The 26,020-nt window shown below is 33.3% G+C and carries 25 protein-coding genes and 1 pseudogene; 9 read left to right on the top strand and 17 right to left on the bottom strand.

From position 1 onward, the window contains the following. Positions 1-305: 305 nt before the first annotated feature. A complete protein-coding gene (locus ACFOZZ_RS03585) occupies positions 306-1,028 on the top strand; it encodes a GntR family transcriptional regulator (RefSeq protein ID WP_330000346.1) in 723 nt (240 codons plus the stop codon). Positions 1,029-1,250: 222 nt separating this feature from the next. After that, positions 1,251-2,648, top strand: a complete 1,398-nt coding sequence (locus ACFOZZ_RS03590; RefSeq protein ID WP_376814718.1) for an IS1182 family transposase — start codon at positions 1,251-1,253, stop codon at positions 2,646-2,648. Between the two features lie 174 nt (positions 2,649-2,822). On the opposite strand, the gene ACFOZZ_RS03595 is transcribed toward ACFOZZ_RS03590, so the two are convergent. From ACFOZZ_RS03595 to ACFOZZ_RS03645, 11 genes are all read right to left on the bottom strand, one after another. Next, positions 2,823-3,701 carry a YitT family protein gene (locus ACFOZZ_RS03595; protein ID WP_147556552.1) on the bottom strand — a complete coding sequence of 293 codons (879 nt, stop codon included), beginning with the start codon at positions 3,699-3,701 and terminating at the stop codon, positions 2,823-2,825. Between the two features lie 54 nt (positions 3,702-3,755). Next, entirely contained in the window at positions 3,756-4,856 is a 1,101-nt protein-coding gene (locus ACFOZZ_RS03600) for an SIS domain-containing protein (RefSeq protein WP_195921630.1), read from the bottom strand. A 13-nt stretch (positions 4,857-4,869) separates the two neighbouring features. Then, a complete protein-coding gene (locus ACFOZZ_RS03605; protein ID WP_238703730.1) occupies positions 4,870-5,709 on the bottom strand; it encodes a PTS system mannose/fructose/sorbose family transporter subunit IID in 840 nt (279 codons plus the stop codon). Beyond that, positions 5,709-6,506, bottom strand: coding sequence for a PTS mannose/fructose/sorbose/N-acetylgalactosamine transporter subunit IIC (locus tag ACFOZZ_RS03610; protein ID WP_376814719.1), 798 nt, complete (start codon positions 6,504-6,506; stop codon positions 5,709-5,711). The genes ACFOZZ_RS03605 and ACFOZZ_RS03610 overlap by 1 nt, the downstream gene beginning before the upstream one ends. Positions 6,507-6,520: 14 nt before the next feature. Continuing rightward, positions 6,521-7,009 carry a PTS sugar transporter subunit IIB gene (locus ACFOZZ_RS03615; protein WP_055233950.1) on the bottom strand — a complete coding sequence of 163 codons (489 nt, stop codon included), beginning with the start codon at positions 7,007-7,009 and terminating at the stop codon, positions 6,521-6,523. A gap of 14 nt (positions 7,010-7,023) precedes the next feature. Further along, a complete protein-coding gene (locus tag ACFOZZ_RS03620; protein ID WP_055233949.1) occupies positions 7,024-7,461 on the bottom strand; it encodes a PTS sugar transporter subunit IIA in 438 nt (145 codons plus the stop codon). Positions 7,462-7,470: 9 nt separating this feature from the next. Beyond that, positions 7,471-8,556, bottom strand: a complete 1,086-nt coding sequence (locus ACFOZZ_RS03625; protein WP_278779351.1) for an SIS domain-containing protein — start codon at positions 8,554-8,556, stop codon at positions 7,471-7,473. Between the two features lie 199 nt (positions 8,557-8,755). Next, entirely contained in the window at positions 8,756-9,571 is an 816-nt protein-coding gene (locus ACFOZZ_RS03630) for a Cof-type HAD-IIB family hydrolase (RefSeq protein WP_278860891.1), read from the bottom strand. Positions 9,572-9,774: 203 nt separating this feature from the next. Further along, the gene (locus tag ACFOZZ_RS03635) at positions 9,775-10,542 is read right to left on the bottom strand and encodes a prolyl oligopeptidase family serine peptidase (protein ID WP_376814720.1); all 768 of its coding nucleotides are present in this window, start codon (positions 10,540-10,542) and stop codon (positions 9,775-9,777) included. Positions 10,543-10,554: 12 nt separating this feature from the next. Beyond that, a complete protein-coding gene (locus ACFOZZ_RS03640; protein WP_376814721.1) occupies positions 10,555-12,501 on the bottom strand; it encodes a dienelactone hydrolase family protein in 1,947 nt (648 codons plus the stop codon). Positions 12,502-12,617: 116 nt separating this feature from the next. After that, positions 12,618-13,445, bottom strand: coding sequence for a helix-turn-helix transcriptional regulator (locus tag ACFOZZ_RS03645; RefSeq protein WP_376814722.1), 828 nt, complete (start codon positions 13,443-13,445; stop codon positions 12,618-12,620). Between the two features lie 345 nt (positions 13,446-13,790). On the opposite strand from ACFOZZ_RS03645, the gene ACFOZZ_RS03650 reads away from it, so the two are divergent. From ACFOZZ_RS03650 to ACFOZZ_RS03665, 4 genes are read left to right on the top strand one after another with little or no spacing between them, the layout of a single operon-like run. Then, the gene (locus ACFOZZ_RS03650) at positions 13,791-14,087 is read left to right on the top strand and encodes a type II toxin-antitoxin system RelE/ParE family toxin (RefSeq protein ID WP_279079570.1); all 297 of its coding nucleotides are present in this window, start codon (positions 13,791-13,793) and stop codon (positions 14,085-14,087) included. Between the two features lie 29 nt (positions 14,088-14,116). Beyond that, the gene (locus tag ACFOZZ_RS03655; RefSeq protein ID WP_376814723.1) at positions 14,117-15,169 is read left to right on the top strand and encodes a helix-turn-helix domain-containing protein; all 1,053 of its coding nucleotides are present in this window, start codon (positions 14,117-14,119) and stop codon (positions 15,167-15,169) included. Positions 15,170-15,189: 20 nt separating this feature from the next. Next, positions 15,190-15,627: a RipA family octameric membrane protein gene (locus ACFOZZ_RS03660; RefSeq protein ID WP_376814724.1), complete on the top strand. Its 438-nt coding sequence runs from the start codon at positions 15,190-15,192 to the stop codon at positions 15,625-15,627. Positions 15,628-15,639: 12 nt separating this feature from the next. Beyond that, positions 15,640-16,035, top strand: a complete 396-nt coding sequence (locus tag ACFOZZ_RS03665) for a TIR domain-containing protein (protein ID WP_376814725.1) — start codon at positions 15,640-15,642, stop codon at positions 16,033-16,035. An 81-nt stretch (positions 16,036-16,116) separates the two neighbouring features. Here the strand turns inward: ACFOZZ_RS03665 and ACFOZZ_RS03670 are convergent, their stop codons facing one another. Both ACFOZZ_RS03670 and ACFOZZ_RS03675 read right to left on the bottom strand, forming a co-directional pair. After that, entirely contained in the window at positions 16,117-16,317 is a 201-nt protein-coding gene (locus tag ACFOZZ_RS03670; RefSeq protein ID WP_376814726.1) for an HNH endonuclease, read from the bottom strand. Between the two features lie 19 nt (positions 16,318-16,336). Further along, positions 16,337-16,975, bottom strand: coding sequence for a hypothetical protein (locus tag ACFOZZ_RS03675; RefSeq protein ID WP_376814727.1), 639 nt, complete (start codon positions 16,973-16,975; stop codon positions 16,337-16,339). Positions 16,976-17,225: 250 nt separating this feature from the next. Here ACFOZZ_RS03675 and ACFOZZ_RS03680 point away from each other — a divergent pair, with 250 nt between their 5' ends. From ACFOZZ_RS03680 to ACFOZZ_RS03690, 3 genes are all read left to right on the top strand, one after another. Beyond that, a complete protein-coding gene (locus tag ACFOZZ_RS03680) occupies positions 17,226-17,615 on the top strand; it encodes a (deoxy)nucleoside triphosphate pyrophosphohydrolase (RefSeq protein WP_376814728.1) in 390 nt (129 codons plus the stop codon). A 74-nt stretch (positions 17,616-17,689) separates the two neighbouring features. Next, complete coding sequence (locus ACFOZZ_RS03685) at positions 17,690-20,542, top strand: DEAD/DEAH box helicase (protein WP_376814729.1); 2,853 nt, start codon at positions 17,690-17,692, stop codon at positions 20,540-20,542. 71 nt (positions 20,543-20,613) lie between these two features. Beyond that, a complete protein-coding gene (locus tag ACFOZZ_RS03690) occupies positions 20,614-21,840 on the top strand; it encodes an alkyl/aryl-sulfatase (protein WP_320803626.1) in 1,227 nt (408 codons plus the stop codon). A 34-nt stretch (positions 21,841-21,874) separates the two neighbouring features. On the opposite strand, the gene ACFOZZ_RS03695 is transcribed toward ACFOZZ_RS03690, so the two are convergent. From ACFOZZ_RS03695 to ACFOZZ_RS03710, 4 genes and pseudogenes are all read right to left on the bottom strand, one after another. Then, complete coding sequence (locus ACFOZZ_RS03695; protein WP_238703755.1) at positions 21,875-23,485, bottom strand: prolyl oligopeptidase family serine peptidase; 1,611 nt, start codon at positions 23,483-23,485, stop codon at positions 21,875-21,877. 121 nt (positions 23,486-23,606) lie between these two features. Continuing rightward, complete coding sequence (locus ACFOZZ_RS03700; protein ID WP_278779039.1) at positions 23,607-24,302, bottom strand: hypothetical protein; 696 nt, start codon at positions 24,300-24,302, stop codon at positions 23,607-23,609. Next, complete coding sequence (locus tag ACFOZZ_RS03705) at positions 24,299-25,048, bottom strand: MurR/RpiR family transcriptional regulator (RefSeq protein ID WP_278779037.1); 750 nt, start codon at positions 25,046-25,048, stop codon at positions 24,299-24,301. Before ACFOZZ_RS03705 ends, ACFOZZ_RS03700 begins: the two co-directional genes overlap by 4 nt. Positions 25,049-25,125: 77 nt before the next feature. Then, positions 25,126-25,911 (bottom strand): annotated as a pseudogene (locus tag ACFOZZ_RS03710) (Nif3-like dinuclear metal center hexameric protein). Positions 25,912-26,020 lie beyond the last annotated feature (109 nt).

Below are 26,020 nucleotides of genomic sequence, written 5' to 3' on the forward strand. Positions count from 1 at the left end.
GTATCTGTTCAGTTTTCAATGTTCTGTCTCAGCCCGTCTCCCGGACTGCCTGTCTATAATACCTAAAATATCGAAACTTGTAAAGTGTTTTTCTTGATTTTTTTCAAAAAATTGTTATATATCGTATTTTTTCTCCTTATATGCTTTGTTTTTTTAGTTTCGAATTATTTATAACCTATTTTTCCAAAGTAGTTTATATGGCTTATTTAGTCCATTTATAACTATATGCTGTTTTATGCCATTTTTAAATATTGCATTTGTATATACATTTTATTTAAGTTATAATAGTAATGAGGTAATTAATTATGGCAAAACAACCAATTTATGTGAAGATTATGTCCGATATCGAAAATCAGATTAAGGACGAAACATTAAAATCAGGAGATCAAATTCCTACGGAAAAAGAATTATGTGAACTTTATAACACATCTCGCATGACAGTTAACAAAGCAATTTCCAGATTATGTGAAAAGAACCTAATCGAACGCATTGCAGGTAAAGGATCATTCGTGAAAGAACACCGTGTTATAAAGAACCTACAACTAGGCACAAACGGCAGCTTTTCAGATGATATGATTGCGACAGGTAAAGTTCCTGGCTCTAAACTTATAGAATATAAGCTAGTGAAGGGCAAAGAAGTTCCTCATGTTAAACACGTACTTAAACTGAAGGATGATGATTTCATCCATTACTTTGTACGTGTTAGAACAGGTGACAGTATTCCTATCGCTATCAGTTATACTTATCTATCTGCTTCTATTATCCCTACTATAGATATACAGATATTGGAAGGTTCCTTATATAAGTATATCAATAAGCTTGGATATAGCATTGATGGTATTGATGCAGAATATTCTGCAGTACTTCCTACTGATAAGCAGAAAGAACTACTACAAGTAGACCAAGTTGCTTTATTCAAAAGTGAACACGTAACATTCTTATCCGATGGACGTCCTTTCGAGTATATTTCTACTTACTATAGAGGAGATCAATATACATATAGTCTTAAAACTGTATTTGATGAGTAAAAAAAGTTATGGCAAATCATGATTGCCATAACTCAGACTGTTGACAAACTAAATGTTAACAGTCTTTTCATTTAAAATCGAATAGTATGTGATAATATAGTTAATGTCGTAAGTGTCCACACTCCAATTAAGCAAAATTTGTGGCCTTACGGCCTTTTTCGTTTCCTGTCAATTATCGCCTGAAAATGGTATAATTAAGGTGCTTAATTGGAGGATATAAATATGGCTATGACTAATCGTGCAAACATTAAACGTGATGGACTTATCATGAGTACTTTAGATGACCTAGTACCACAGGATCATTTGGTTAGAACACTGGAAGCTACGATAGACTGGAAATTCATCTATCCGTTAGTGAAATCACTTTACAGTAATTTCGGCAGACGTTCTATTGATCCTGTGGTACTTTTTAAAATGATATTTATCAATTATACATTCGGCATCAACTCTATGAGAAAGACCTGTGAAGAGATTAAGGTCAATATAGCTTATAGATGGTTTTTAGGTATCAGCATTTATGAAGATGTTCCAAACTATTCTACACGGTCTAAGAACTATCAGAGAAGATACAAGGATAGTGAAGTCTTTGACCAGATCTTTAATCATATCATCAGGCACGGCATTGATAACGGCTTTATTGATACCACTACTGTCTTTGGTGATGGCACACATAGAAAAGCTAATGCGAATTCTAGAAAAGCTACAGATAAGGAAGTAGAGATTGTAGCTAAGGCATATGAAAAAGAATTACTTGAAGAAATCAATGAAGAAAGAACAGAAAATGACAAGAAGCCATTTGAATCATTAGACAAGAAAGAATATGCATTTGATGAAGAAACTGGAGAAGAAATTGAATTAAAGAAAACAAAGCATATCAAGGAAAGCACTACAGACCCAGAATGCGGTCTGTTCCATAAGGGTGAGAAGCAGAAGTGCTTTGCCTATTCACATATGACAATATGTGACAGATATGGCTATGTTCTCTTTAATAAGGTGGCACCAGGAAACATGCATGACAGTGCAATATTCTCAGAAATATACAATGAACTTATCCAGAAATATGAAGGCATTAAAAACGTGTGCCTTGATGCAGGATTCAATACATCATCGATATGTCACCAGATACTAACAAGCGGTAGAGTGCCATTTCTTCCATATAAGAGACCAATGACCAAAAAGAGATTCTTTAAAAAGTATGAGTATGTATATGATGAATATTTAGACATCTATATCTGTCCTAATGAAAAAGATCTTCACTATAAAACAACCAACAGAGAAGGATACAGAGTCTATGAAAGCAATCCAAAGGACTGTGAAGGATGTCCTTTCCTATCAAAATGTACACAGTCAAAGAAACATGTAAAAACGATTACAAGACATGTATGGGAATCTGATAGAGAAGAAGCAGATTATATAAGACAAACCGATGAATGGAAAATCGTCTATCCACAAAGAAAAGAAACAATTGAACGTGTGTTTGCGGATGCCAAGGAAAACCATGGCATGCGATTTACGCGTTTAAAAGGGCTAGTGAAAAATCAGCATGAATCGCTGATCATTTTCAACTGCCATAATCTCAAGAAACTGGGATTGTGCAAGCAAAGAATGGGGCTAATATAACCCCAATATGCTTGCGTTTTTTAATATTTAGAGTGATATATGAATATTTCAAGCAAACAAAAAATGAAAATACCAATTTGGGATAGCCCAATTGATATTTTCATCTAATTTATCAACAATCTGAACCTCTCATATGAGAGGTTTTTTTCATGCAAAAAAACAGGCCGAAGCCTGTTAATCGAGTGGTTTTTGATAGAATCCACCGACAAAGTTTTCTGTTGGTAATATATTGATGATGACATGAGGATCAATACTCTTCATGAGATCAACAATATCCTGTACTTCATAGCTTGACACGACAGTATGAATCATAGTGAGAGGATGACCACTATAGCCGCCTTCACCATGAAGCATAGTCAAACCATGACGATATTGTGCAATATAAGCCTGACGTAATTCTTCAGGATGAATTGTAGTGATTTCTAAAGTCACGCGTTTATATCGCTTATAGAATGTATCAATCGTTTTAGTTGAGAGGAATTGGAATAAAATAGAATATCCTGCATGAATCCAGCCAAACATGAATCCAAATACACATAGCATCAAGGTATTGAAGACAAATATATATTCGAAGATTGACTTATTCATTTTATTCGATACATATAAAGCAATAAAGTCAGTACCGGCTGTACTTGCATTACCTCTTAAGGCAATCGCAATCGCAAAGCCATAAAGAAATCCACCAAAACAGACATTCAAGATCACATCATCAAATAATGGATCAAATGATAATACCCTTGTGAAAATACTGAAGAAGAGAACTTGTAAGAAAGAGAAGAAAACAAATTTCTTACCTATTGTCTTATAACATACAATTGCGACAGGTAGATTGAGTACAATCACAAGCGTGGAAATAGACAATGAATATCCATAAAGCATGCTGATACGATTAATTAAAATCGCAATACCGGTAAAACCACTTGATAAAAGGTCAGAAGGATTCAAAAATGTCTGAAGAACAAATGTCTGTAAGAGTGCCGAAAAGAGCACCGAAAAGAAAGTAATAATATATCTTTTATTTGTTTTGTAGGCTGCTGACAAGTTTTTCGACATTTTCCTGGTCCACACTTTCAGTTATGGCAAATCGTGATTGCCATAACTTTTTTTCTATTTTTCAGTTTTATAAGCGTCTCTGACACCATCAAGTTTTTTGCTGCCAATACGTGCGTGGAACTGAGGATCTTTTGGGATATCTGGATTGATACCTAAATCCTGAGGAGCAAGACACGCCAATACCTGCATAGGAATGATATATTCCCATGGAGAGAAAAGAGGATCTTCTGTGAATGGAACTATGCAATCCTTATTAGTTGGTGCATCTACACCTTCTGGTGAAGCAATTAAGTAATTATGTGGTGTCCACTCTTTAAGGATTTCAATAAGTTTTAAAGTACGAGGCTTATAGTCACCCTTAGAGCCAAGATAGAAGATATGAGCACTTTCAGTAATAGAGTTATAAATACCATGGAAGAATTCTTCAATATCATAGCCTGTTACACCCTGTCTTACTGTTTCAAGTACTTTTAATGCACCTTCTAAAACATCAGCATAGTTTCCATCATAGCCTACGACAATAATTCTTTTAGCTGGTAAGAATTCATCTTTAATTCTTCCATACCATTCTGTTGCTGCATTTACAATGTTTGGCATATTACCAATAACTTTAAACATTCTTTCTTTGTAACCTTCAAATGACTCTTCAGAAAGAATACCTTTTGCGATAGCCCATTCTGAAAGCATCATCATTAAAGTAACAGTAGTACCAGCATAGCCTTTAGTCTTGGCACCACATTTTTCATTACCCACTTCAATTCTTGTCTTAGTTGTTGCATGATCAAATACAAGCGCAGTAGGATTTTCTGATACTGCCGCAGTATAGAGTCCCTGTGTTGTAGCGGCATCTAAACCTTCTACAGTAGATAAACTCTGTCCACCCTGTGACATGCCAATTACCAAAGTCTTCTTATTAAAGACTTTTTCACTTCTATGGAACTGTGTAGGATACATGCAGAACACTTTAAGGTTTAATACTTCTTCTAAATAGTTCTTTGCTGAAAGTCCCGCATGATATGAAGTACCTGATCCAATAACATAAATCTGTTCAATATCTTTATCTTTGAATTCTTCTACGAATTCATGAGTAATTTCTTTTCTGTTATCAATAATATGTGTTAACACTTCCGGTGTTTCACATATATAGTTATACATATTTGAAGCCATTTTATAAAATACCAAAGAAAGAGCAAACAATACCAAGAATTAAAATACCCCAAAGTAAAGTTGTACTCTTCATTCCTTTCTCTAATAAAGTATAAATAATGAAAGTAAATCCTAGAGGTAGGAAGCCTTTAATAATACCATCAAAGATTTCCTGTAATACGATTTTTGTACCATTTAAATGGAATACGAATGGCGTAGAAATAGATACCATAGAAGCACACATAGAACCAACAACTAGTAAACCAAGTACCTTAGCTGCTTCAGTTAATACCGCAACTACGCCACCTTCATTCATACTTGCTAAGAAGCCAACACCACTCTTATAACCCATCTTTAATCCATAATAACGAACAAGAAGATGAGGAATGTTATAAATAAGTAAGAATAGAATAGCACCTAAGATACTTCCCTTAGCCGCTAAGCTTGTACCAATACCAGCACCAATGATTCTGAATGTTCCCCAGAAGAATGAATCACCAATACCAGCAAGAGGACCCATTAAAGCAGTCTTAACAGCGTTGATTGATTCTTCATCTACTTCTTCACCATTATCTTTAGCTTTCTTGAACTTCTCTTCCATTGCGATAGACGCACCCGCAATAAAACTAACGACTGCAGGAGTTGTATTAAAGATAGCTAAATGTCTCTTTAAAGCATCTGAAATATCTTTCTTATCTGTATAAAGCTTCTTTAAAGCGGGAACCATCATATATGCAAAGCCTACGTTCTGCATTCTTTCAAAACAGAAACAAGCCTGTAACGGGAATGTACGCCAGAATGTTTTCTTATACACATCAGGTGTCATCACTGTATCCTGAGTGTTCAATTCTTTGTTTTCCATTATAATTCGCCTCCTAGATCATCAGATAATTCATCTGTTTCAACTTCAACAGCCACATTCTTTTTTCTATTTGAGATTGTATACTGATAAATTGTATATGCGATAGCTGCACCGATAACGGCAGTACCTACAGTGTTCACTGAAAGTAAAGCTGTTAAGGCCCAGCCAATGAAGAAGAATGCTGCATTCTTCTTATCAAATAATAATTGCATAAGAATTGCGATACCTAGTGCAGGAAGCATACCACTTGCTGCATTTAAACCATTTGTTACAAACTTTGGAATCATCTTTACAAATGTGCTGATTACAGATGAACCTAAGTATGCACCTAAGAATACAAGTAAGAAGTAAGCAATAAAGAATAGGAATGCCCCACCCCATAAAGCTCTGTCAATACCACCAAAGTCTGCTTCTTCAGCTGCTTTATCAGCCATATGAATAAAGAATCCGTTAGCTGTTCTTACAAGAATACCAACAACTTGTCCTAAAGAAGCGATTGGTAACGCAAGAGCAACTGCTGCAGAAACATCGAGCTTAGAAACAATTGCAAATGCTGTTGCTAAGATTGCACCAGACACTGTATCTGGAGGTGTAGCAGAACCAATACCTACAACACCCATCATGATTAATTCCAATGAACCACCAACAATAATACCTGTTGTAAAATCACCTAAAATCAATCCAACTAGTGGACCTAATACTAATGGACGGTCAATCATCCATATTCCACCAACTCTACTATCCCAAATTCCAATACCACCTAATAAACCAAGTAGTAATGCTTGTACTATACTCATAAGGTTACCCCTTTCTATTTATTAAAGTTTCTTCTAATTTCTTCAGTACTTAATGCTTTTGATGTAGGAACTGCCTGCATGAATACATGGAATCCATCATTTTCAAGTTCATCCATGACTTCGATATCATGTGCACTCATATATGAGTTCATTTCAATATTTTTCTTTCCTTCACCATTTCTTAAACCGCCAAGAAGGATATCCTTGATTTCTGTACCTGTCTTTTCACAGACAAACTTAGCATCATCTAAGTCTTTAGTAATAACAAGAATTCTTCTTGAGGCATGTTTAGGATTATTAATAACATTTACAGCGCCCTGTAAAGATTTCATTGAAAGTGTTACACCAGCAGGAGTTGCAAGTTTGAATGCAACCTGCATATTCTTATCTGTAATAAGATGATCATTCGCAACTAAGATTACGTCCACCTTATAGTGACGTGTCCAGGCTACCGCTACCTGTCCATGTAATAATCTGTCATCTACTCTTAATACCTGAATCATAGTCATATCCTCCTTTATAAATCACCATCATCAGTGATTTCATCCATTGTGTTAAACATATCTTCTACGAGATACATTCCGTTTTTAGTTTCTTCAATCGCTTCATTAATAACTCTTCTGTTATTTTCTTTATCTGAAGTAAGATTTAAGAAAGATAAGCTCATGACAAGGCCAAGATTCATACCTGTCACAACATAAATATTATCTCTCTTTTCAATTTGCTTAATTGCAGTCTGAGTTGTGCTTCCCCCTGGAATATCAGTTACGATAATAATAGGTTCCTGAGTTTCGAAGGAATCAATAAGATTATCAAGGCTGTCTTCTATTTCCTGCACTGGCTGATCAAGCAAAACATTAAGTGTCTTGAATTGATGGCTGCCAATAATAAGCTGACAGGAATCAGCTACACCATTTGCGAGTTTTCCATGTGAGAAGAGAATCATGTTTGTCATGTAAATCACCTATCCTTCTTTTAAATAACTATTCATCTTGAAATGGAACTGAGGGTCACTCGGAATATTACAATCAATTCCTAAGTCTAATGAAAGTTTTCTAGCAAGAACCTGCATTGGAACAATATACTGTAATACTGCAAATTCTTCATCATCTGTAAATGGGAATACTAAATCCTTAGGATTATTTGTATCCTCATGTGTAATTAAGAAATTATGACTATGTCTTTCTTCCTCAAAATAACGTTTTAAACGCAAGATTCTGTCGTAGTACTGACCTTTAGAACATACATAAAGCATATATGTGTTTTCATCAATACAGTGATAGATACCATGCATGAATTCTTCTAATTCGAATCCCTGTACACTATATCTCACTGCTTCGCAGATCTTTAATGTACCTTCCATCATATCAGCAAGACAATTATCATAACCAATAACATATAAGCGACGGCACTTTAGTAAATCTTCCTTATTGTTTAAGTACCAGTTGCTTGCAGCTTCCGCAATATCTGGAATCGCATCTGCTGTTGCCTGCATTCTATTTAGATAATCTTCAAATTCTTTCTGAGTAATCTTTCCCTGTTTTAAAGCTACCTTTAATGCAAAAATCATAAAAGTAACAATAGAACCAATATATCCCTTTGTTTTTGGTCCTGCTTTTTCTTCACCGATTTCAACATACAGTTTAACATCTCCATGATATTCTACTGGTCTGCCTCTTTCTGCAGTCATCGCAATTGTACCGAATCCACATTCCTTAGCTTTATCTAGCCCAGCAATAGTAGAAGCTGACATGCCTGCATGAGAGAGTCCCATAACCAATGTTTTTTTGTTGAAAATCTGTTCATCCTTAAATACAATAGGATATGAAGCAAATACTTTCATCTTTAGTACTTTTTCCATTAATCTCTTGGCAGCTAATGCAGAATGATAAGATGTACCAGATCCTATCACATAGATCTGCTCATAGTCGCCTTCGAAGAAGTACTCTACAGCATCATGAAAGATTTCTTCGTGGTTAGAAATGATATTTCTAACCGCTTTTTTTGATTCCAGAATATATTGATACATATCTCCGTAATCCTTACTCATTTGTATACACCTCCTCTTCATTGTATATACATTTTAATATACATATATACATTTTGTCAATGGGTTGAAATATGTTTTTTTATGCATTCAATAAATAATTTATCACTATACGAAATGTATGCGGTCGTCATTTTATGCAAAGCGTTTTCATTAAAATAAAAAATGTATATACGTTAGTACTTTAACGTATATACATCTATTACAATAAATACTTCTCTATAACCTCAGCACATCCATCATGATCATTATCCGATACAATTACATCACTGATTTCTTTAATACTCTCTTTCGCATTACCCATTGCAACAGATAATCCTGCAACTTCTAATGCCTCCTTGTCATTATCTGCATCACCCACTACTATAGTTTCTGCAACAGAGATACCTAAATGATGACATAACTGCTTTAATCCAGTTCCCTTATCTACACCTTTCGCATTCATTTCTAATCCTGTTGCTTCTGAATCCTTCATCTCTAATTCAAGTCCAGCTTCTCTAATAGCTTTTCTTGTATGATCTCTTGCAGCTTTTGAGTGATGATAGATGTTAAGCTTATGTACTGAATAAGGATTACCTACATAATAGTCATAAATGTTATCTACTTTAGTAGTGACTTCTTCATACATTGGCTGGTAGACACCCATATAATAATCATTCATATGTGGTACTTTGTCTTTTTCTACGACAGATGTAATTCCCATCAAATGAACCATCTCATCTGTTTCCTTACCAATTTGAATCAATGTTTTGACTTCTTCTTCACTTAATGGTGATTCATAGATACTTCTTTCTTCTTCATAATCATAGACAAGTGCACCGCTGACACAATTCACATAGCGTAGTCTTGGCAGCACTTCTCTATACTCCTTAAGTTCTGCAGGACATCTTCCTGTATTAAGTATTACCATCTTACCTGCCTCTATTGCCTTATTAATAGCTTCTACTGTTTTATTAGAAATCTTCTTTTCACTATTAAGAAGAGTACCATCCATATCAAATGCGACTAACTTATACATGTTTTAATTCCCCCTTTTATATGTATCATATTCTATCACAATGTAGCCTGCAAACATGAGCAGTTTCATAATATCAAAAAGAGGAACTATCTAGTTCCCCTGTTGTCCTAACCATTCCCATGCATTAAGATTCCCATCATAACATGCAATAAAAAAGAGGGACTATATACACAGTCCCTCCTGCAGCATTTTTCAATAAAATCTTATCTTACTTGTTCTCTTCTCTTTAAGTAGATATAAGCACCAGCTGATGCAAGCATCATGAATGATAAACCAGTTAATGCAGTTTCATCACCAGTCTTAACTGTACTATCAGTCTTAGTATCAGTACCTGGTTTAGTAGTTGGCTTAGTAGTAGGTTTAGTAGTTGGTGTAACAACAACTGAAGTTGCTTTAGCCTGCTGTCCTAACCACTTCCATGCATTTAAGTCACCTTCATAACATTCATTGTTGTCCCAATAGATCCAAGACCAATGTCCGTTATATTCATATGCAGAACCATCTTCGTTCTTATATTCACCACTTGTATCTCTTACATCATCAAAAGCTGATACATGCACATTCTTAGCACCTGCAGCAAGTAATCTCTTTAATGTAGGTTCAGTACATAATGTGTAATCAACAGTTGTATCTGTCTTAGCATATGTAAACCAGATAGGCATATCCTTGATCGCATTAATTTCTGCATCAGTAATATACTGATTCTGATATGCTTCACAAATTGGGAATGCAGCTGCAAAGTAATCTGGATGCTTTAAGATCATTTCCATAGTCATGTAACCACCATTAGAGCAGCCACCAATATAAATCTTACTTGTATCAACATCAGGATTATTCTTTACATAAGTATCAATTAAATCAAATAAACCTTTAGCGTAGATAGAACCCTTTTCACCGTTCTGGTATTCACCATTACCGCCATCCATCCACATAGTTGGACACTGAGGAGCAATAACATACGCATCATTCATATCTTTCTGGAACTAATCTCCAGCCATTGCTGTTACTTCATTTGCAAGTAAGTCAATAGAAGTATCTGTTCCACCTTCACCAGCACCATGTAACCAGATTACTAAAGCGTTCTTCTTGTTATCCTTCTTAGGTGTATATTCAGCATAAGAATAGTTAATACCATCTACTGCTTTATAAGATTTCTGAGTCCATTTATCTAATTGTGGACATAACTTACCTTCTTTTTCTACATCAATATCTGCAACAACATCTAAGTTATTGATTTCTTCTTCACCAGCAGTTAAAGTTGCACCATTTGCAAGTGATACATGTAACTTGTAAGGATTACACCAGCTGTTACGACCTGTAGAAGGACGATAAATAAATGGTGAACCATCACTAGGTGATACATACATTTCAATAGTAATATATTCAGACGCAGTATTTACCTTATTACCTTTATCATCTGAAGCATAAGCAGCAATAACTTTTCTATCACTTGAAACAAGACCTTCTTCACCAGTTCCCCAGTCAAGAATACCGTTCTTTTCTTCTACAACCTTTAAATTATCAGCAACTACAGAAGCAGAATCAACAGCCTTATCAAGCTTTACAATAGTCTTCTTTACTGCAGGTCCCCAGTCTTCACCTGTTACAAATGCTTTCTGAGTTCCTTTTGCAGTAACTGTTTCAGCCTTAGTCTGTTTAGCCATCCATTTCCATAAGTTGACACCATTTTCATCATAACATTCGTTATTATCGAAATATATCCAAGACCAATGTCCATTATATTGGTATGGCTGACCATTTTCATCAGTGAAGCGTCCTGTTGTATCATGGACATCTTCAAATGCTGAAACATGAACTTCTTTATTACCAGCTGCTCTTAATCTTTGAGCAAATGCAGCAGTTGTACCTTCATAATTCACTGTTGGATCATTCTTTGCATGAATGAACCAGATTGGAAGGTTCTTTAAAGTTTTGATTGTTTCATCAGATACATCTTTGCTGTTCTTAGCTGCACAGATTGGATAAGCTGCCGCAAATGTTGTTGGATAATCACTAATCATATCCATAGTGAACTTACCACCTGCACTACATCCACCAATAATCACTCTATCAGGATCAATATCAGGATTGGCCTTCAACATATCCTGAATTAAGTTATATACAGTAGATGTCTTAGTACCCATAGTTCTTTGTGGAACGAGTACATATGCACCATTCATAGTCTTCTGGAATTCAGTACCACCTAATGCAGTTACCTTATTACATAATAAATCAACCTGTATATCAGTACCTGTTTCACCACCACCATGGTTCCATACAACTAAAGCATTCTTATGATTATCTTTCTTTGGAGTATAAAGTGAATAAGACACTGTATCTCCATTATTAGTATAAGTTAAAGAACTGTATTTACTATCTTTGAAAGAGAATCCATCTAACTGTGGACAAAGCTTTCCATCACCTACAATATCAATTGTAGGATCTACTGTTACTTTAGTAATTGTATCAGTTGCAGTCTTAATATCTTCCCCTTCTGCAATTGAAACATTTAACTTATAAGGATTAGCCCATTCATTACACCATGCCTTACCATTCCATGCAAAAGGACTTCCTTCACTAGGTGAAATAGCCATTTCAACAGTCACAATATTAGAATCTGTAGTTACTTTATCTCCCTTCGCATTAGAAGTATAAGCATCTACAATAGTACGTGTTGTAGTTGTTTCACCTGCAGTCTGTTCTACAATAAAATCTCCTTTAGAAACAGAATCTGCCTTAATTGTCTTGTCTAAAGTCAAAATTGACTTAGTCACACCACTTCCCCAGTCATCATTCACTAGGTAAGCTTTTTGTGTGCCTGTTGCTTCATTCGTTCCTGCTGCTAGAACGGGTAAGTTTGTCATGGACATGACCATCATGGCACTTACCAAGCAACTCATTGCTTTCTTACCATTATTCATTGTTTTCATTCCTCCTATAGAAATAATTATAATAAATGAAAGCGCTTTACTTAGGTAAAAAACTAATATAATTAGGTCACTTTTCACATATTTGTATATTAAAAAATACAGGAATAACCCTGTATTTACTTACAGTCATGTCTAAATTGGTTAGGGGTACAATGATACAAATCTTTGAATACTTTGTTCATCGATTTAACATTGGGAAATCCACACATAATCGCAATATCAATAAGTGGTAGATCAGAATTAAGTAAAGCTTGTCTTACTTCTTTTGCACGTGTCTGAGATATATAGGCTTTTATTGTCATACCAAGATTTTCTTTAAAGAGTTTAGAAAGATGTCCTTCTGATAGATGAAATACATCAGAAAGTACTTCTATTGTTAGATCTTCCTGATAGTTATTATCAATATAGTTAATAATAGAAGTAATGCGACGTTTATTCTTTTCACTCTTTAATTCTACTTTATCTTTCTTCTCTATAGAAAGGTGTTCTACTAGTAAATAAATCAAATGATATAAAGCAAAATAGATAAGTAAATCTTTATGGTTACTATCCATTTCATAGTATTCATTTATAAGAAAAATCTGTTTTTTAATCAACGTGCCTACTTCTTCATCCGGCTGTTTAAAGTATATATGATCTATTTCAGGATAAACTTCTTTTAGGAAGTGATAATTGATTTGTAATGCTAAACCTATATAGGGTTTAGGTCTTCCTGATTCAAAGGCATGAATGCTTCTAGAGTTTATTATGAAAGGCCTATTGTTTTCTTGGTAGAGTTTATAGTATCTTCCATCTACCCAGCCATATTCTCCATTACATATAGGTAATACGATTTCAAGGCTATTATGCCAATGTTTATGAATAGGTTCGCATATGTCTCCTTCAAATCGTATGAGTTTTATAGGCAAGTTTAAATCATCGTTTATTTTTTCATATTGAATCATTGGTTCACCCTCCCTATGTAAGCACTATCAATAATAACATAAATGAGAGAATTAATGTAAGAATGTGCAGTTTTAGAAAACAAAAAAAAGAACATCCTGCTAGAGGGTGTTCCTTTTACTGTGTTATTTCTTCTATGAGTAGTTTCATTCTGTGTTCAAAGTCTTCTTTGATTTCACATTCCCATACTGCAATGACATTGTAGTCCATTTGTTGTAATAGGTTATAGTTGTTTCTCAATGAAGTTGGAAATTTACCTCATAGGTAAATTGACATCATTGACGTTTATAGCAAAAAAGATTATAATATATTTACCTTAGAGGTAAACTCACGAAAGAGGTGATGGATTGAAAATTACATATAAGACTCGCAAGATTGAAAAGGTGTGTACAATCGCAAGCGAAGCAGAAAAGAAATATGGTTCAGAAATGGCCGAAAAAATCCATCAGCGTATAGATGAAATAGATGCATCCGATACTGTTGAAGAGATGGTTCAATTCCATATTGGGAGATGTCATCCATTGAAAGGAAATCGCAAAGGTCAATACGCAATGGATTTAGTCCATCCTTATCGACTGATTTTTGAGAAAACAGGAGATAAAATTCAAATTGCAAACGTAATGGAAATTGTAGATTATCATTAAATTTCCATTTGATTAAAGGAGGTATTACGATGGTGAAAAGTCGCAGTTTTATTGCAACACCACCGGGAGCAACTATTAAAGAGCAGTTGCTTGATAGAGGACTTAGCCAGAAAGAATTTTCAGTACGCATGGGTATGTCCGAAAAACACATTAGCAAATTAATCAATGGCGAAGTTCAGTTGACTCCAGATGTTGCTGTTCGTTTAGAAATGGTGTTAGGTATTCCTGCTAAGTTTTGGAATAAACTAGAAGCTACTTATCGTGAAAAAATTGTAAAAGCAAACGCTGAGAATGACATGGATGCTGATAAGGAACTTGCAAAAAAACTACCTTATCACGAAATGTCTAAAAATGGTTGGGTTCCTGAGACAAGAGATATAACCGAAAAAGTTATTCATCTTAGAAAATACTTTGAAGTTGTAAAACTTGAGATTATTAAAAATATGCAATTATCAAAAATAGCATGTCGTAGATTGGCCGAAACAGAAAAAAGTGATCTTGCTCTATTGGCATGGGCACAGAAAGCCAAGCTAGAAGCTCGTAGTATTGATACTTCATTAATTGATTTAAAAACACTTAAGAAAAGTTTACCCGAAATAAGAAGCATGACCACAATGAATCCTTCTGATTTCTGCCCTAAATTGATTGAACTGTTATCAGGTTGTGGTATTGCACTTGTATTTCTTCCTCACATTGGAGGTTCTTTCCTACATGGTGCAACTTTCTACGACGGTAACAAAATAGTTGTTGGTTTAACAGTTCGCGGCAAAGATGCAGATAAATTCTGGTTTAGTCTATTCCATGAGCTTGGTCATATTTTACTTGGTCACATCAACCAGCCAAATGGAACAACCGAAGAAGATGAAAAAGCCGCTGACAATTTTGCAAAAGAAACGCTAATTCCTACAGAAGAATTCAACGCATTTACTACTCAGAATGATTTTTCAAAAGCAGCCATTTGTGCTTTTGCTCAAGAGGAACACATTCTTTGTGGAGTTGTTGTGGGACGTCTACAAAAGGAAGGCTTCATAAACTATAATTGCTGTAATGATTTAAAGACCAAATATACATTATCAGCGTAAGTATCAAAGGAGAATCATTTTTGGAGAATACAAATGAAGATAAAGAGTTGCTATTGAATCAATGGCAAACTTGTGTAGACATGGCTAATTCAGTTAGCCAGCGTCGTGACAATATGAACAATATTTTTATAACATTGAATCTTGCAATTATGACCGCAGTTTCAATTACATGGGACATAAAATCATTATTCATCCTGATAGCTGGAATAACTATATGTATTCTATGGATGCTCAATATTCGAAACTATAAGTTATTAAATACTGCTAAATTCAACGTAATTAATTCAATCGAAGAGAAACTACATTCAGCTCCATTCAAAGATGAATGGCAGTTTCTAAAAAGCAATAAAAAATATATGGATAGTACTACTCTTGAACGTATACTTCCAATTACGTTTATCATTCTTTATATTGCTGCTGTAATTGCAATCATTGTGATAAAATGCACATCTTGTTAAGGAGGGATTTATTTGACTTACAATTTATTTATCAGTCATTCGTGGACATATGGAGATTCATATAACAAATTAGTAGATATGCTAAATGCAAAACCCTATTTCTCATATAAAAACTACTCCGTTCCTAAATATGACCCTATTCATAATGCTTCAAATGACTATCAACTTAAGGAAGCCATACGAAGACAGATGCAACCTGCAAGCTGTATTTTGATTCTCGCAGGAGTTTATTCTACATACAGTAAATGGATAAATATAGAAATCGAACTTGCTAAAAGTATGGGTAAGAAAATTATTGCGATTGAACCTTGGGGAGCTGAACGCACATCATCAAAAGTCAAAAATGCTGCCCATCACATTGTGCGATGGAACACAGATTCCATTGTTAATGCTATAAGAGGTTATTAGTAGCAACGGTCACACCGGAATTCCCTCCGATGTGACCGTTATTATTTGATCCTAACTATTCTTTTTATATAAGTTTAATTATTAAATGGAATCAGCTTTTTCCCTATTACATCTCCAACATAATGTCTGTAAATTACTTTCTACAGTTAATCCACCTTTTGAAACTGGAATAATATGATCTACTTCAAGTAATAAATTTGGTTCCTTAAAAACGCTATTACCGCATTTACAACATGTATAATTATCTCTCTTTTTTATAGCCTCACGTAAATCTTGTGTCATTGCAGCTCTTTGTTTCTTACTATGACCTTTTTTTGGATATGTGTCTATATATCTCTGATTCAACTTTTTTTAATAATTCTGGAGTAATACTAATAGAATGGTTCTTTTCACTCTTACCTGCTGGACTAGTATATGAAAAACAAAATTCAGGATTACCTTTTTTTGCAAGTGCTACTGATATATCACACACAAAAAAAGACACAATCTTTCTTGTAGCAAATAACTTTATAAAAGTCGGTACTATGTCTAATATTTCTTTATTAAATTCATCCATTTTTCTCATAGTATCATCATATGCTGTTAACCAATTTTCACAAAAATCAATCATTTCAAGAGTATCTTCATTATTATCAATATTTGAATACTTTAATAAGTACTTGATTTCATTATTTGATGCATTAGAAACAATAGATCTAGAACAACAATATTTATAATTCAATTTTAACTTACTAATATAAGAATCAAAACATGATTCTTTTCTCAATAGATCAAAACATTCTACCTTACATTCTGATGATAATGGATTTAATCTTTCAGACAAATCTTCTCTATTCTTTTTTATGTAATTATTGGCATATAATCTGCATAAATATGCTAATCCATATATAATCAAGCCGCTTAGAGTTATTATGCATAACTTTTCTAATAAATACTCCATCAATAATAAACCTCCATGTCTTATACTTAATTACTTTCAACATTATAGTTAAGGCACCCTTATTATTCAACACTAAGCTTCAGATACTGATCTAATATTATATTTCAAATCATTTTTATAATTTTGCTTCATTAAACACAATTGTTACATAAGCTTTTTCAAAAGAATATCTATATACCATAAGCACACTGTATTTTTGAAATTCTATTCATTTGTGATAAAATAGACACGTAATGAAAGGATATATCAAATGAAAACAATAAATGTAGTAGCAGCAATCATCTGTAAAGATGATAAAACTATGATTGCAAAAAGAGGTTATGGTGAATTTGAAGGAATGTATGAATTCCCTGGTGGAAAAATCGAACCGGGTGAAACTCCTGAAAATGCACTTATCAGAGAATTAAAAGAAGAAATGAACGCACATTTAATCGTAGATGAATTCTTTATGCATGTTCACTATGATTATCCAACATTCATATTAGAAATGGATTGCTTCTTATGTCATATTCCAGATAATCATTATGAATTACTAGAACATGAAGATTGTAAGTGGATTATTCCTGGACAAGAAGATGTTGTATGGGTACCAGCTGACTTACAAATCATTGAAAAACTTATCGCAAGAAATCAAGCTTAACACGTTTGGTTTCTTTTTTATTTCAAACATATGATATAATTGTATTAGTTTTTGTATTAAAGGAGTTATTCTATATGGATGAATTAAACAAAGCATTGCATACAAGCTTTATTGATAAGTCTTTTCCTTCTAACAAGGATTTAAGACCTAAATTATTTTTTAACGATTATAAAAGAAGAATGAATCTCGCATTTGAAATCACTAAAAGATTAAAAGAATGTGACTATTTTGAATTCTCAGTTGCATTTATTAGTGAATCCGGACTCGCTGTTTTAAAGCAGATACTATTAAATTTAAAAGAAAAGGGTGTCAGAGGGCGTATTATTACTTCTACCTATTTAGGTTTTAATGCTCCTAAAATGTTTAAGCAACTCCTTTCTTTTACTAACATAGAAGTAAGAATATTTGAACAAGAACATTGTGGTTTCCATCCTAAAGGCTTTATTTTCCATACAGGAGACCATCGTGACATTATCGTAGGCAGCTCAAACTTAACTCAAACAGCGTTAGAATCAAATCAAGAGTGGGACTTATTTTTCACATCTCACGAAAACGGTGAACTTGCTTCACAAGTTTCAAATGAATTTGATATTCAATGGGAATTATCTACACCTCTAACAAACGAATGGATTGAAAGTTATAAAGAAACTTATGTAAAACCCGTTCGTCCTGCTTCAGTACAAAGTTCAAAAACAATAAAGCCAAACAATATGCAGGAAGAAGCTTTAAAATCATTAAAGAATCTAAGAGACAATAATAAAGATAAAGCTCTTCTTATATCAGCAACTGGTACTGGTAAGACTTTTTTATCTGCATTTGATGTAAAACGCTTTAAACCAAAAAGATTATTATTTGTTGTTCATAGAAGAAATATTGCAGAAGCAGCATTGCGTTCCTTCAAATATTTAATTCCAAATGTATCTATGGGAATTTTCTCTGGAAACACCAAAGAAACTGATTCAGATTTTATCTTCTCTACTATACAAACAATTCATAAAAAAGAATATAGAGAAATGTTTGAGAGAGATGCTTTTGATTACATTATTATAGATGAAGTACATCGTGCCGGTGCACAGTCTTATCAAGATATTGTAGATTACTTTAAACCAAAGTTTTTATTAGGTATGTCTGCAACACCTGAAAGAAGTGATGACTTTGATATATATGAAATGTTTGATCATAATATTGCTTATGAAATTAGATTAATACAAGCTATGGAATATAACCTACTCTGTCCTTTCCATTATTATGGAATAACAGATATGACTATCGATGGAATCGAAATTGATGATAAATCAGAATTCAATATTCTTACATCAGAATTACGAGTAGATTATATTATAGAAAAAATCAATGAATATGGTTATAGTGGTGATCGTATTCATGGTTTAATCTTCTGTAGTCGCAAAGATGAATGTGAAAAGCTTTCTCAGCAATTTAATATGAGAGGATATAAAACAATTGCATTAACAGGCGACTCTTCTGAAGAGATGAGACAAAAAGCAATTGATTCTTTAGAATCTAATGATGAGAATTCATTAGATTATATATTCACAGTTGATATCTTTAATGAAGGTATTGATATTCCTAAAGTGAATCAAGTTGTTATGTTAAGACCTACTGAATCAGCAATCGTATTTGTGCAACAATTAGGACGTGGTTTAAGAAAGAATGATTCCAAAGAATATGTTGTCATTATTGATTTTATTGGTAATTATGAAAAGAACTTCTTAATCCCTGTTGCTTTGTCAGGACAAACTAATTACAACAAAGACTCATTAAGACAGTTTGTATGTGAAGGTTCACTTATAACTCCTGGTGCTTCTACTATTCAGTTTGATCAAATTACAGAAAAGAGAATTTATCAGTCTATCGATGCAGCAAACTTCACACAGGTAAGACTTATTAAGGACTCTTATAAACAGTTAAAAGAAAAGCTAGGTAGAATTCCTCGTTTAAAAGAATTCGAACAATATGGTGCCATTGATGTTCAATTAATGTTTCAAAACAAATCACTAGGTTGTTATCATACCTTCTTATCTAAATATGAAAAAGACTATCATATTCACTTTAGTACTTTAGAAGAAAAATATCTTCAGTTTATTTCATCTAAACTTTCTTCTGGTAAGCGTGTAGAAGAATTAGAAGCTATAAAGTTAATCATCAATAAAAGAACAAATCTTCTCACTCATTTAAAAGAAACTTTAAATAGTGATTATCAAATCGAATTACCAGATGTAGGTATAGAGACTATTTCAAACATTCTGTCTCAAAATTTCATGACAGGGTCAAGTAAAAGGACATTTGAAAAAGCAGTCTTCTTAGATGAAAATTTTGAGTCTTCACCACAATTCTTAAAGTTACTTAATAATGAAGATTTTAAGAATCAAGTAATGGAAGTCATTGAATATGCAATTGATAAAAATAAAAAAGAGTATTCTAATAGATATAAGAATACCGATTTCTGTTTATACTCTAAGTATACATATGAAGATGTTTGTCGATTGCTTAACTGGGAAAAGAATATTGTACCATTAAATATTGGTGGATACTTCTATGATACACGCACAAATACTCTTCCAGTATTTATTAATTATGATAAAGATGAATCTGTTGTAGATACTCAACAATATGCCGATCACTTTATCGATGCTCAAAACTTTGTAGCTATGTCTAAAAACAACGTTAGAATTACTAATCAAGGTATGGAAAAGTTTGTAAAGGCAGCAGAAAATAAAACGAATATCTATTTGTTTATTAGAAAGAATAAAGATGATGCTGCTTCAAAAGAATTCTATTATTTAGGTGAAGTCTATATTTCAAAAATAGAAGAGACCACAATGGCTAACGATGTGCCAGTATGCGAAATCTACTATCATCTAGATCAACCAGTTAGATCAGACATCTACGATTACATACTTTCCTAATACTTACCTTAAAGTGCCTACTACCCTCCTATCTAATTCTCTAGTAGAATACATACAGGAGGGTATTTAACATGAGTGAACAACTATTAATCAAACATACAAAAGAAACATTTAAAAAACATCTCTATGAAATCAATGATCACATTCTATTCTTCTATTCCTATGGTCATAGTAATGCTACTGCTATTATAGGTAACAGTTCTGTTATCTTAATAGATACTCTAGATTCTAATGAATATTCACAAGACCTATTGAATGACTTAAGAAAGTATACAGATAAACCTGTTAAAACATTAATCTATACTCATGGTCATCCAGATCATAGAGGTGGTGCAGGTACTTTTAGAGATACTGTAGAAGAAGTCATAGCTTTTACACCTTCTAAGACACCTTTAAAGTATTATGAAAAGATTGATGAAGGATTAAGAAAAAGAGGAACATATCAACATGGATATACTCTTACAAATGAAGAAGCAATATGCCAAGGTATTGGTATAAGAGAAGGTAAGGTTACTGGTCATGGATGCTATGATTTTATCTCCCCTACTACTTTATATACTGAAGATAAAGTCATAAGAGATATCGATGGTATACATCTAGAGTTATATAGAGCACCAGGAGAAACTGATGATCAGATCTGTATCTGGATCAATGATGATCAGGTTCTCTGTACGGGTGATAATTATTATGCTGTTTTTCCAGCATTATATGCTATTAGAGGTACACAATACAGAGACCTTGCTACATGGATTGATTCTTTAAACCTTATTCTTTCTTTTAATGCGAATATTCTATTACCAGGACATACACATCCTTTATTAAACAAAGAATCAATCCAAGACCAAGTAGGTCAGTTTAAAGAAGCTATCGAATATATTCTCTTTAATACCCTAGACTGTATTAATAAAGGTCTTACTCTAGATGAAACAGTACAAACTGTTTCATTACCAGAAGAGCTTAAAAACTCACCTTACTTACAGGAATATTATGGAACTGTAGAATGGGCTGTTAAAAGTGTTTATACAGGTTATGTAGGATGGTTTGATGGTGATCCTGTCCATTTATTACCTGTTAGTGGCCAAGAATACAATAGTGTCTTATTAGAACTCATAGGTGAAGAAAAACTATTAGAAAAGATCAAAGACTGTATGTCTCATTCACAATATCAAATAGCTTTACAATTATTAGAACTCATAGACAATAAAGAACTAAAAAAAGAATGTCTACTACAACGTGCAAAACAAGTAAAAAGTGCGAATGCGAGACATTATCTTATTGCAGCTAGTAAAGAGTATTAAAAAGCAGGTCCCCTCGGACCTGCTTTAGTGCGTATTAAGCTCTTTTTCTTCTAATAAGAATGATTCCAAAAGCGGCTGCTACAAACATTGCGATATATGCTGCAAATGTAGTTGTATCACCAGTCTTTACTGGATCCTTCTTAGTAGTAGTTTCAGTTTTGTTTGTTGTATCTGTTTTGTCTGTCTTATCTGTTGTATCTGTTGATGGTTTGTTTTCTGGAGTAGTAGGCTTTTCAGGTTCTACTGGAGTAGCATCTTTCATATATGTAGCTGCCCAATTCCAGATATGAGTACCTGATGCATCAGATGGGTTATTTCTTAAAGTATAAATCCAAGACCAATGGTCACTGTATTTAACTGTTTCTTTAACACCATCTAAATTATAATCTTCTTCAAATTTAAGTTTACCACAAGGTCTAGTTTCACCTAATGAGTCAACTTTATCTTCTAAATCTACTGTATCATATAATGATAATTTATATTTACCATCTTTAGTTTCACTAGTAGTGAAGCTTGAATTGAATTCCTGTTCTACTCGAGTAGTAGTTAATTCAGCACCATCAGTTAAGATCTTAAAGATTCTCTGTGAACATACTTCTGACTTAACGCTAGAGTCTGTCTTACCCTGTACTAACCAGATAGCTGTCTTAGAATTCTTAAGGCTAGCTAATTCTTCATCAGTAGGAGTTTCTCCACCTCTAATTGCAGCTGTATCTAATGCTGGACAGTTGATCATAGCTGCAGAGAATAAATCAGGATATGCAATCAACATTCTAGTAGTCATATAACCACCAGCTGAACATCCACTTACTACAACCTTATTAGGGTTAATATTGTATTTCTTGATAACTTCTTCGATTTCTGTTTTAGCTTTTTCTAATAAATTATCTCTTTGAGCATAGTACCAAGTAGCTGGTGCCTGGAAACTCATTACATGAGCACCACCAAAGATGTTCTGAGCTTCATCAGTAGCCCAAGCAACAGTACCTCTATTTGCAAGCATCTGAGCAACGTTATTCTGAGTATTATAACCTTCTAAGTCGCCTTCACCATTACCATGGAACCAAACAACTAACTTATCAGCACCTTTTGCTTCATGGAACTGATAGTTGATTCCCTGAGATCCTTTAACTGAAGTGAACTTTGCTGTTTCTTCATCAATAACAGTATTATCACAAGTGATTTCACCAGTGATATCTTCTAACTCTCTACCATCTACTGCAGTTGCTTTTAAAGCTTCATTCTGAGTAATAGTATAATTAATCTTACCTGGATAGTTTCTACTTTCAGATAACCAAGTTAAAGTAGCACCTTCTGATTCATTCATATAAAGTGTTACTTTACCACCTGCAACTTCTACCTTTTCAATAGTACGATCAGCATCGCTATAAACTTTCCCGTTATTTGAACCAATCTGTACATAGTTAGTTGCATGAACTGTGTAAGTATCTTTATCAGCGCCAGATACTTTTACACCATCACCGTAGTCAATTACAACTTTATTGACTACCTGCCCAGCATCTGTAATTTTTCCATATAACTGAGCCACATAATTACCTGCTGCCTGAACAGGAACTACAAACACCATTGCAACCATCATTGCAACACTTACAACAACTGAAAATACATGTTTCATCTTTTTCATGTCCATTTCCTCCTGTAATAAATATATCAGAAAGAGTATATGAAAGCGATTGCATAAAACGTTTTTAGTTTTTATTTTAAAACCATTATTTTTTCTAAACAAAAAGAGTACATAAAATGAACTATTTTTGTATATTATCTAAGATTCCATATATATTTTCAAAAATCATGCAGAGATGATGTATTCTATCTGCAATACATTTATCATTTATTTCTATAAAGTTCTCATGTAGTTCTTTCTTCTTTGCGACTTTCCCTATATAGATATGTTCTATATTTCTTTGTTCCAATGATTTCATTAAAGTAATATATTCATCAAAATATCCTAATTCAAATCCTAGATTAGAATGAAAAAGAGAGACAAAGAATACAATATCATCAGTTGTCACATTAAGCTGTATCAGCTGTTTCATAGGAAGAGATTGATACATCTGAAAATCTATAGGTATTTTTGTATCTCGGAAAATCTGCTTATAGACAAGTAATGGTGCAAGAGAACTCTCATCTCCCAAAACAATTATTCTTTTCTTATCTTTAATCTTATCCCAAAGTGACTCATCATACTGGCATGAACGATAAAGTGGTCTCGTAGACAACTCATAATACAGCTGATATTGGACAGCAGTAAAATTCTTATAGCCTAAATCAATAGAATAACGTCTCAATGTTGATTTAGAAATATCTAAGTCTTCTAAGATATCATTTACTTTATATTCAATGATAGAATGACGATTCTCTAATAGATAATGTGTAATACGATAAGTATAGCTTTCTCTATCCGATATACTTTCTAACATATTCAACTGTTCTAATATCATAAGTAATTCTCCGCATAATAGTATGTAATTTCTTGTATATAATAATCCAGGATCATATTCTCTAATACTTCATCTAATCCTTGAGGAATAGTAAGTCCATAAGCATCTTGTAAATAATCATAATGTCCTATAGTAATCATCTTTGGATTATTCTCTTTCATTTTATCAAGTAACCAAGGATTTAAGTCTACAATTCTTCCTTCCATACTGAGTAATATGACACAATCATCTTTCTCAGGAGTAAAGAAGTTTGTTTTATAAATACTATCTTTTACAACAAGTCTCCCCATTACATAGAAATCTATCTGCATTCTAGAAAAGTAACTAGCCATCTCATCAGAACCAATAAGTATTATTCTTTTACTATTATAAATCATCTCACATACTTCTTTAACCCATGACATATCTATGAGTCTTTCATAGTCTTCTGATTTAAGAATACTAGAAAATACCTTATGAAGCATCCCATAATCTTTTTCATTGATTCTATTTTGTATCTGCACATAACGAATACGCATATGACTAGAGAATAATGCTTTAAAGATCATATACTTCTTATAGCCATAAATACGAAAGAATCGATTTAAGCTAGAAGTAGAAACAAAACATCTTTCTGCGAGTTCATTAATAGTTAAGTAATCTAATTCATGTCCATTCTCTAATAGTCCTAAGGCAATCTGATAATTGATATCACGTACTTCTGGATTATTAATAAACATGAATAAGGCATTAAAAAAACAATTCATCATATCCCTCCCTTACAGTTATCATATCATGAATTGTTTTTATACTTCATTTTTTTCAAATTCGTGCTTAAAAATGCTTATTCATCCATATGGTATATACCATAATCATTGGATACAAAGGTAAAAGTCACTTCTGGAAACTGTTTAGACAAGTACTCTACCATATGTTCCATACCTGGTGCTTCACATGTCATATGATTAATCACTATAAGTGGAATATTATGATCTACTGCCCATTGGACACCTATCCAGTTACTTACACCATCATCACTGACTAAACATGCATCTGCACCTTCTTCATACATTTCAAATACATCTGTACAAGCCCCTGTACCTATGCCTAATCTATGTATTATTTGAGTCTTATCTCCTATGATTTCTATACCATGCTGGTGATATGGTTTAATCTTATTAATAATATGCTGTGCACATTCTTCTACTGTCATATTAATATCATGAGTATATCTATAATAAGAATGATCATGTTATTCTTCAAAATCCAGATCTAATGTGTTAGCCCAGCTATCTCTAATGCCATATTCAGGATAGACATCCCACAAATCATGACATCTGTAAATAGTAATATTATGTTCCTTTAATAATGCTTCTTTTTCTTTTTGTGCTTTATATATAAGTGTAGGTAATGATGTAGATGCGAGATAGAATGGATTCTCATGTGAAATAATGAAATGTATATCATGTTCTACCGCATATTGAATCACTTTATTTGTCGCTACCCAGCAAGTGATGACTTTACTTATTTCTGTTTGATCATCCCCAAACAATATACGATCTCTTGTACGGCTTCTATTCACCCATTCCCCTTGTGACTCTAATAAGTCTATGATGTCTCTTATTATCATATGTGTTCACTGCCACTCAAAATGTGATTAAATATACTCACTGTTAAACCGCAAACTCTACCCATCTGATGACTGCAAATTATATTACCCAATATAATAATGTATTTTT

It is taken from the genome of Catenibacterium sp. GCM10023432 (assembly GCF_042651925.1).
GTDB lineage: Bacteria > Bacillota_I > Bacilli_A > Erysipelotrichales > Coprobacillaceae > Catenibacterium > Catenibacterium mitsuoka.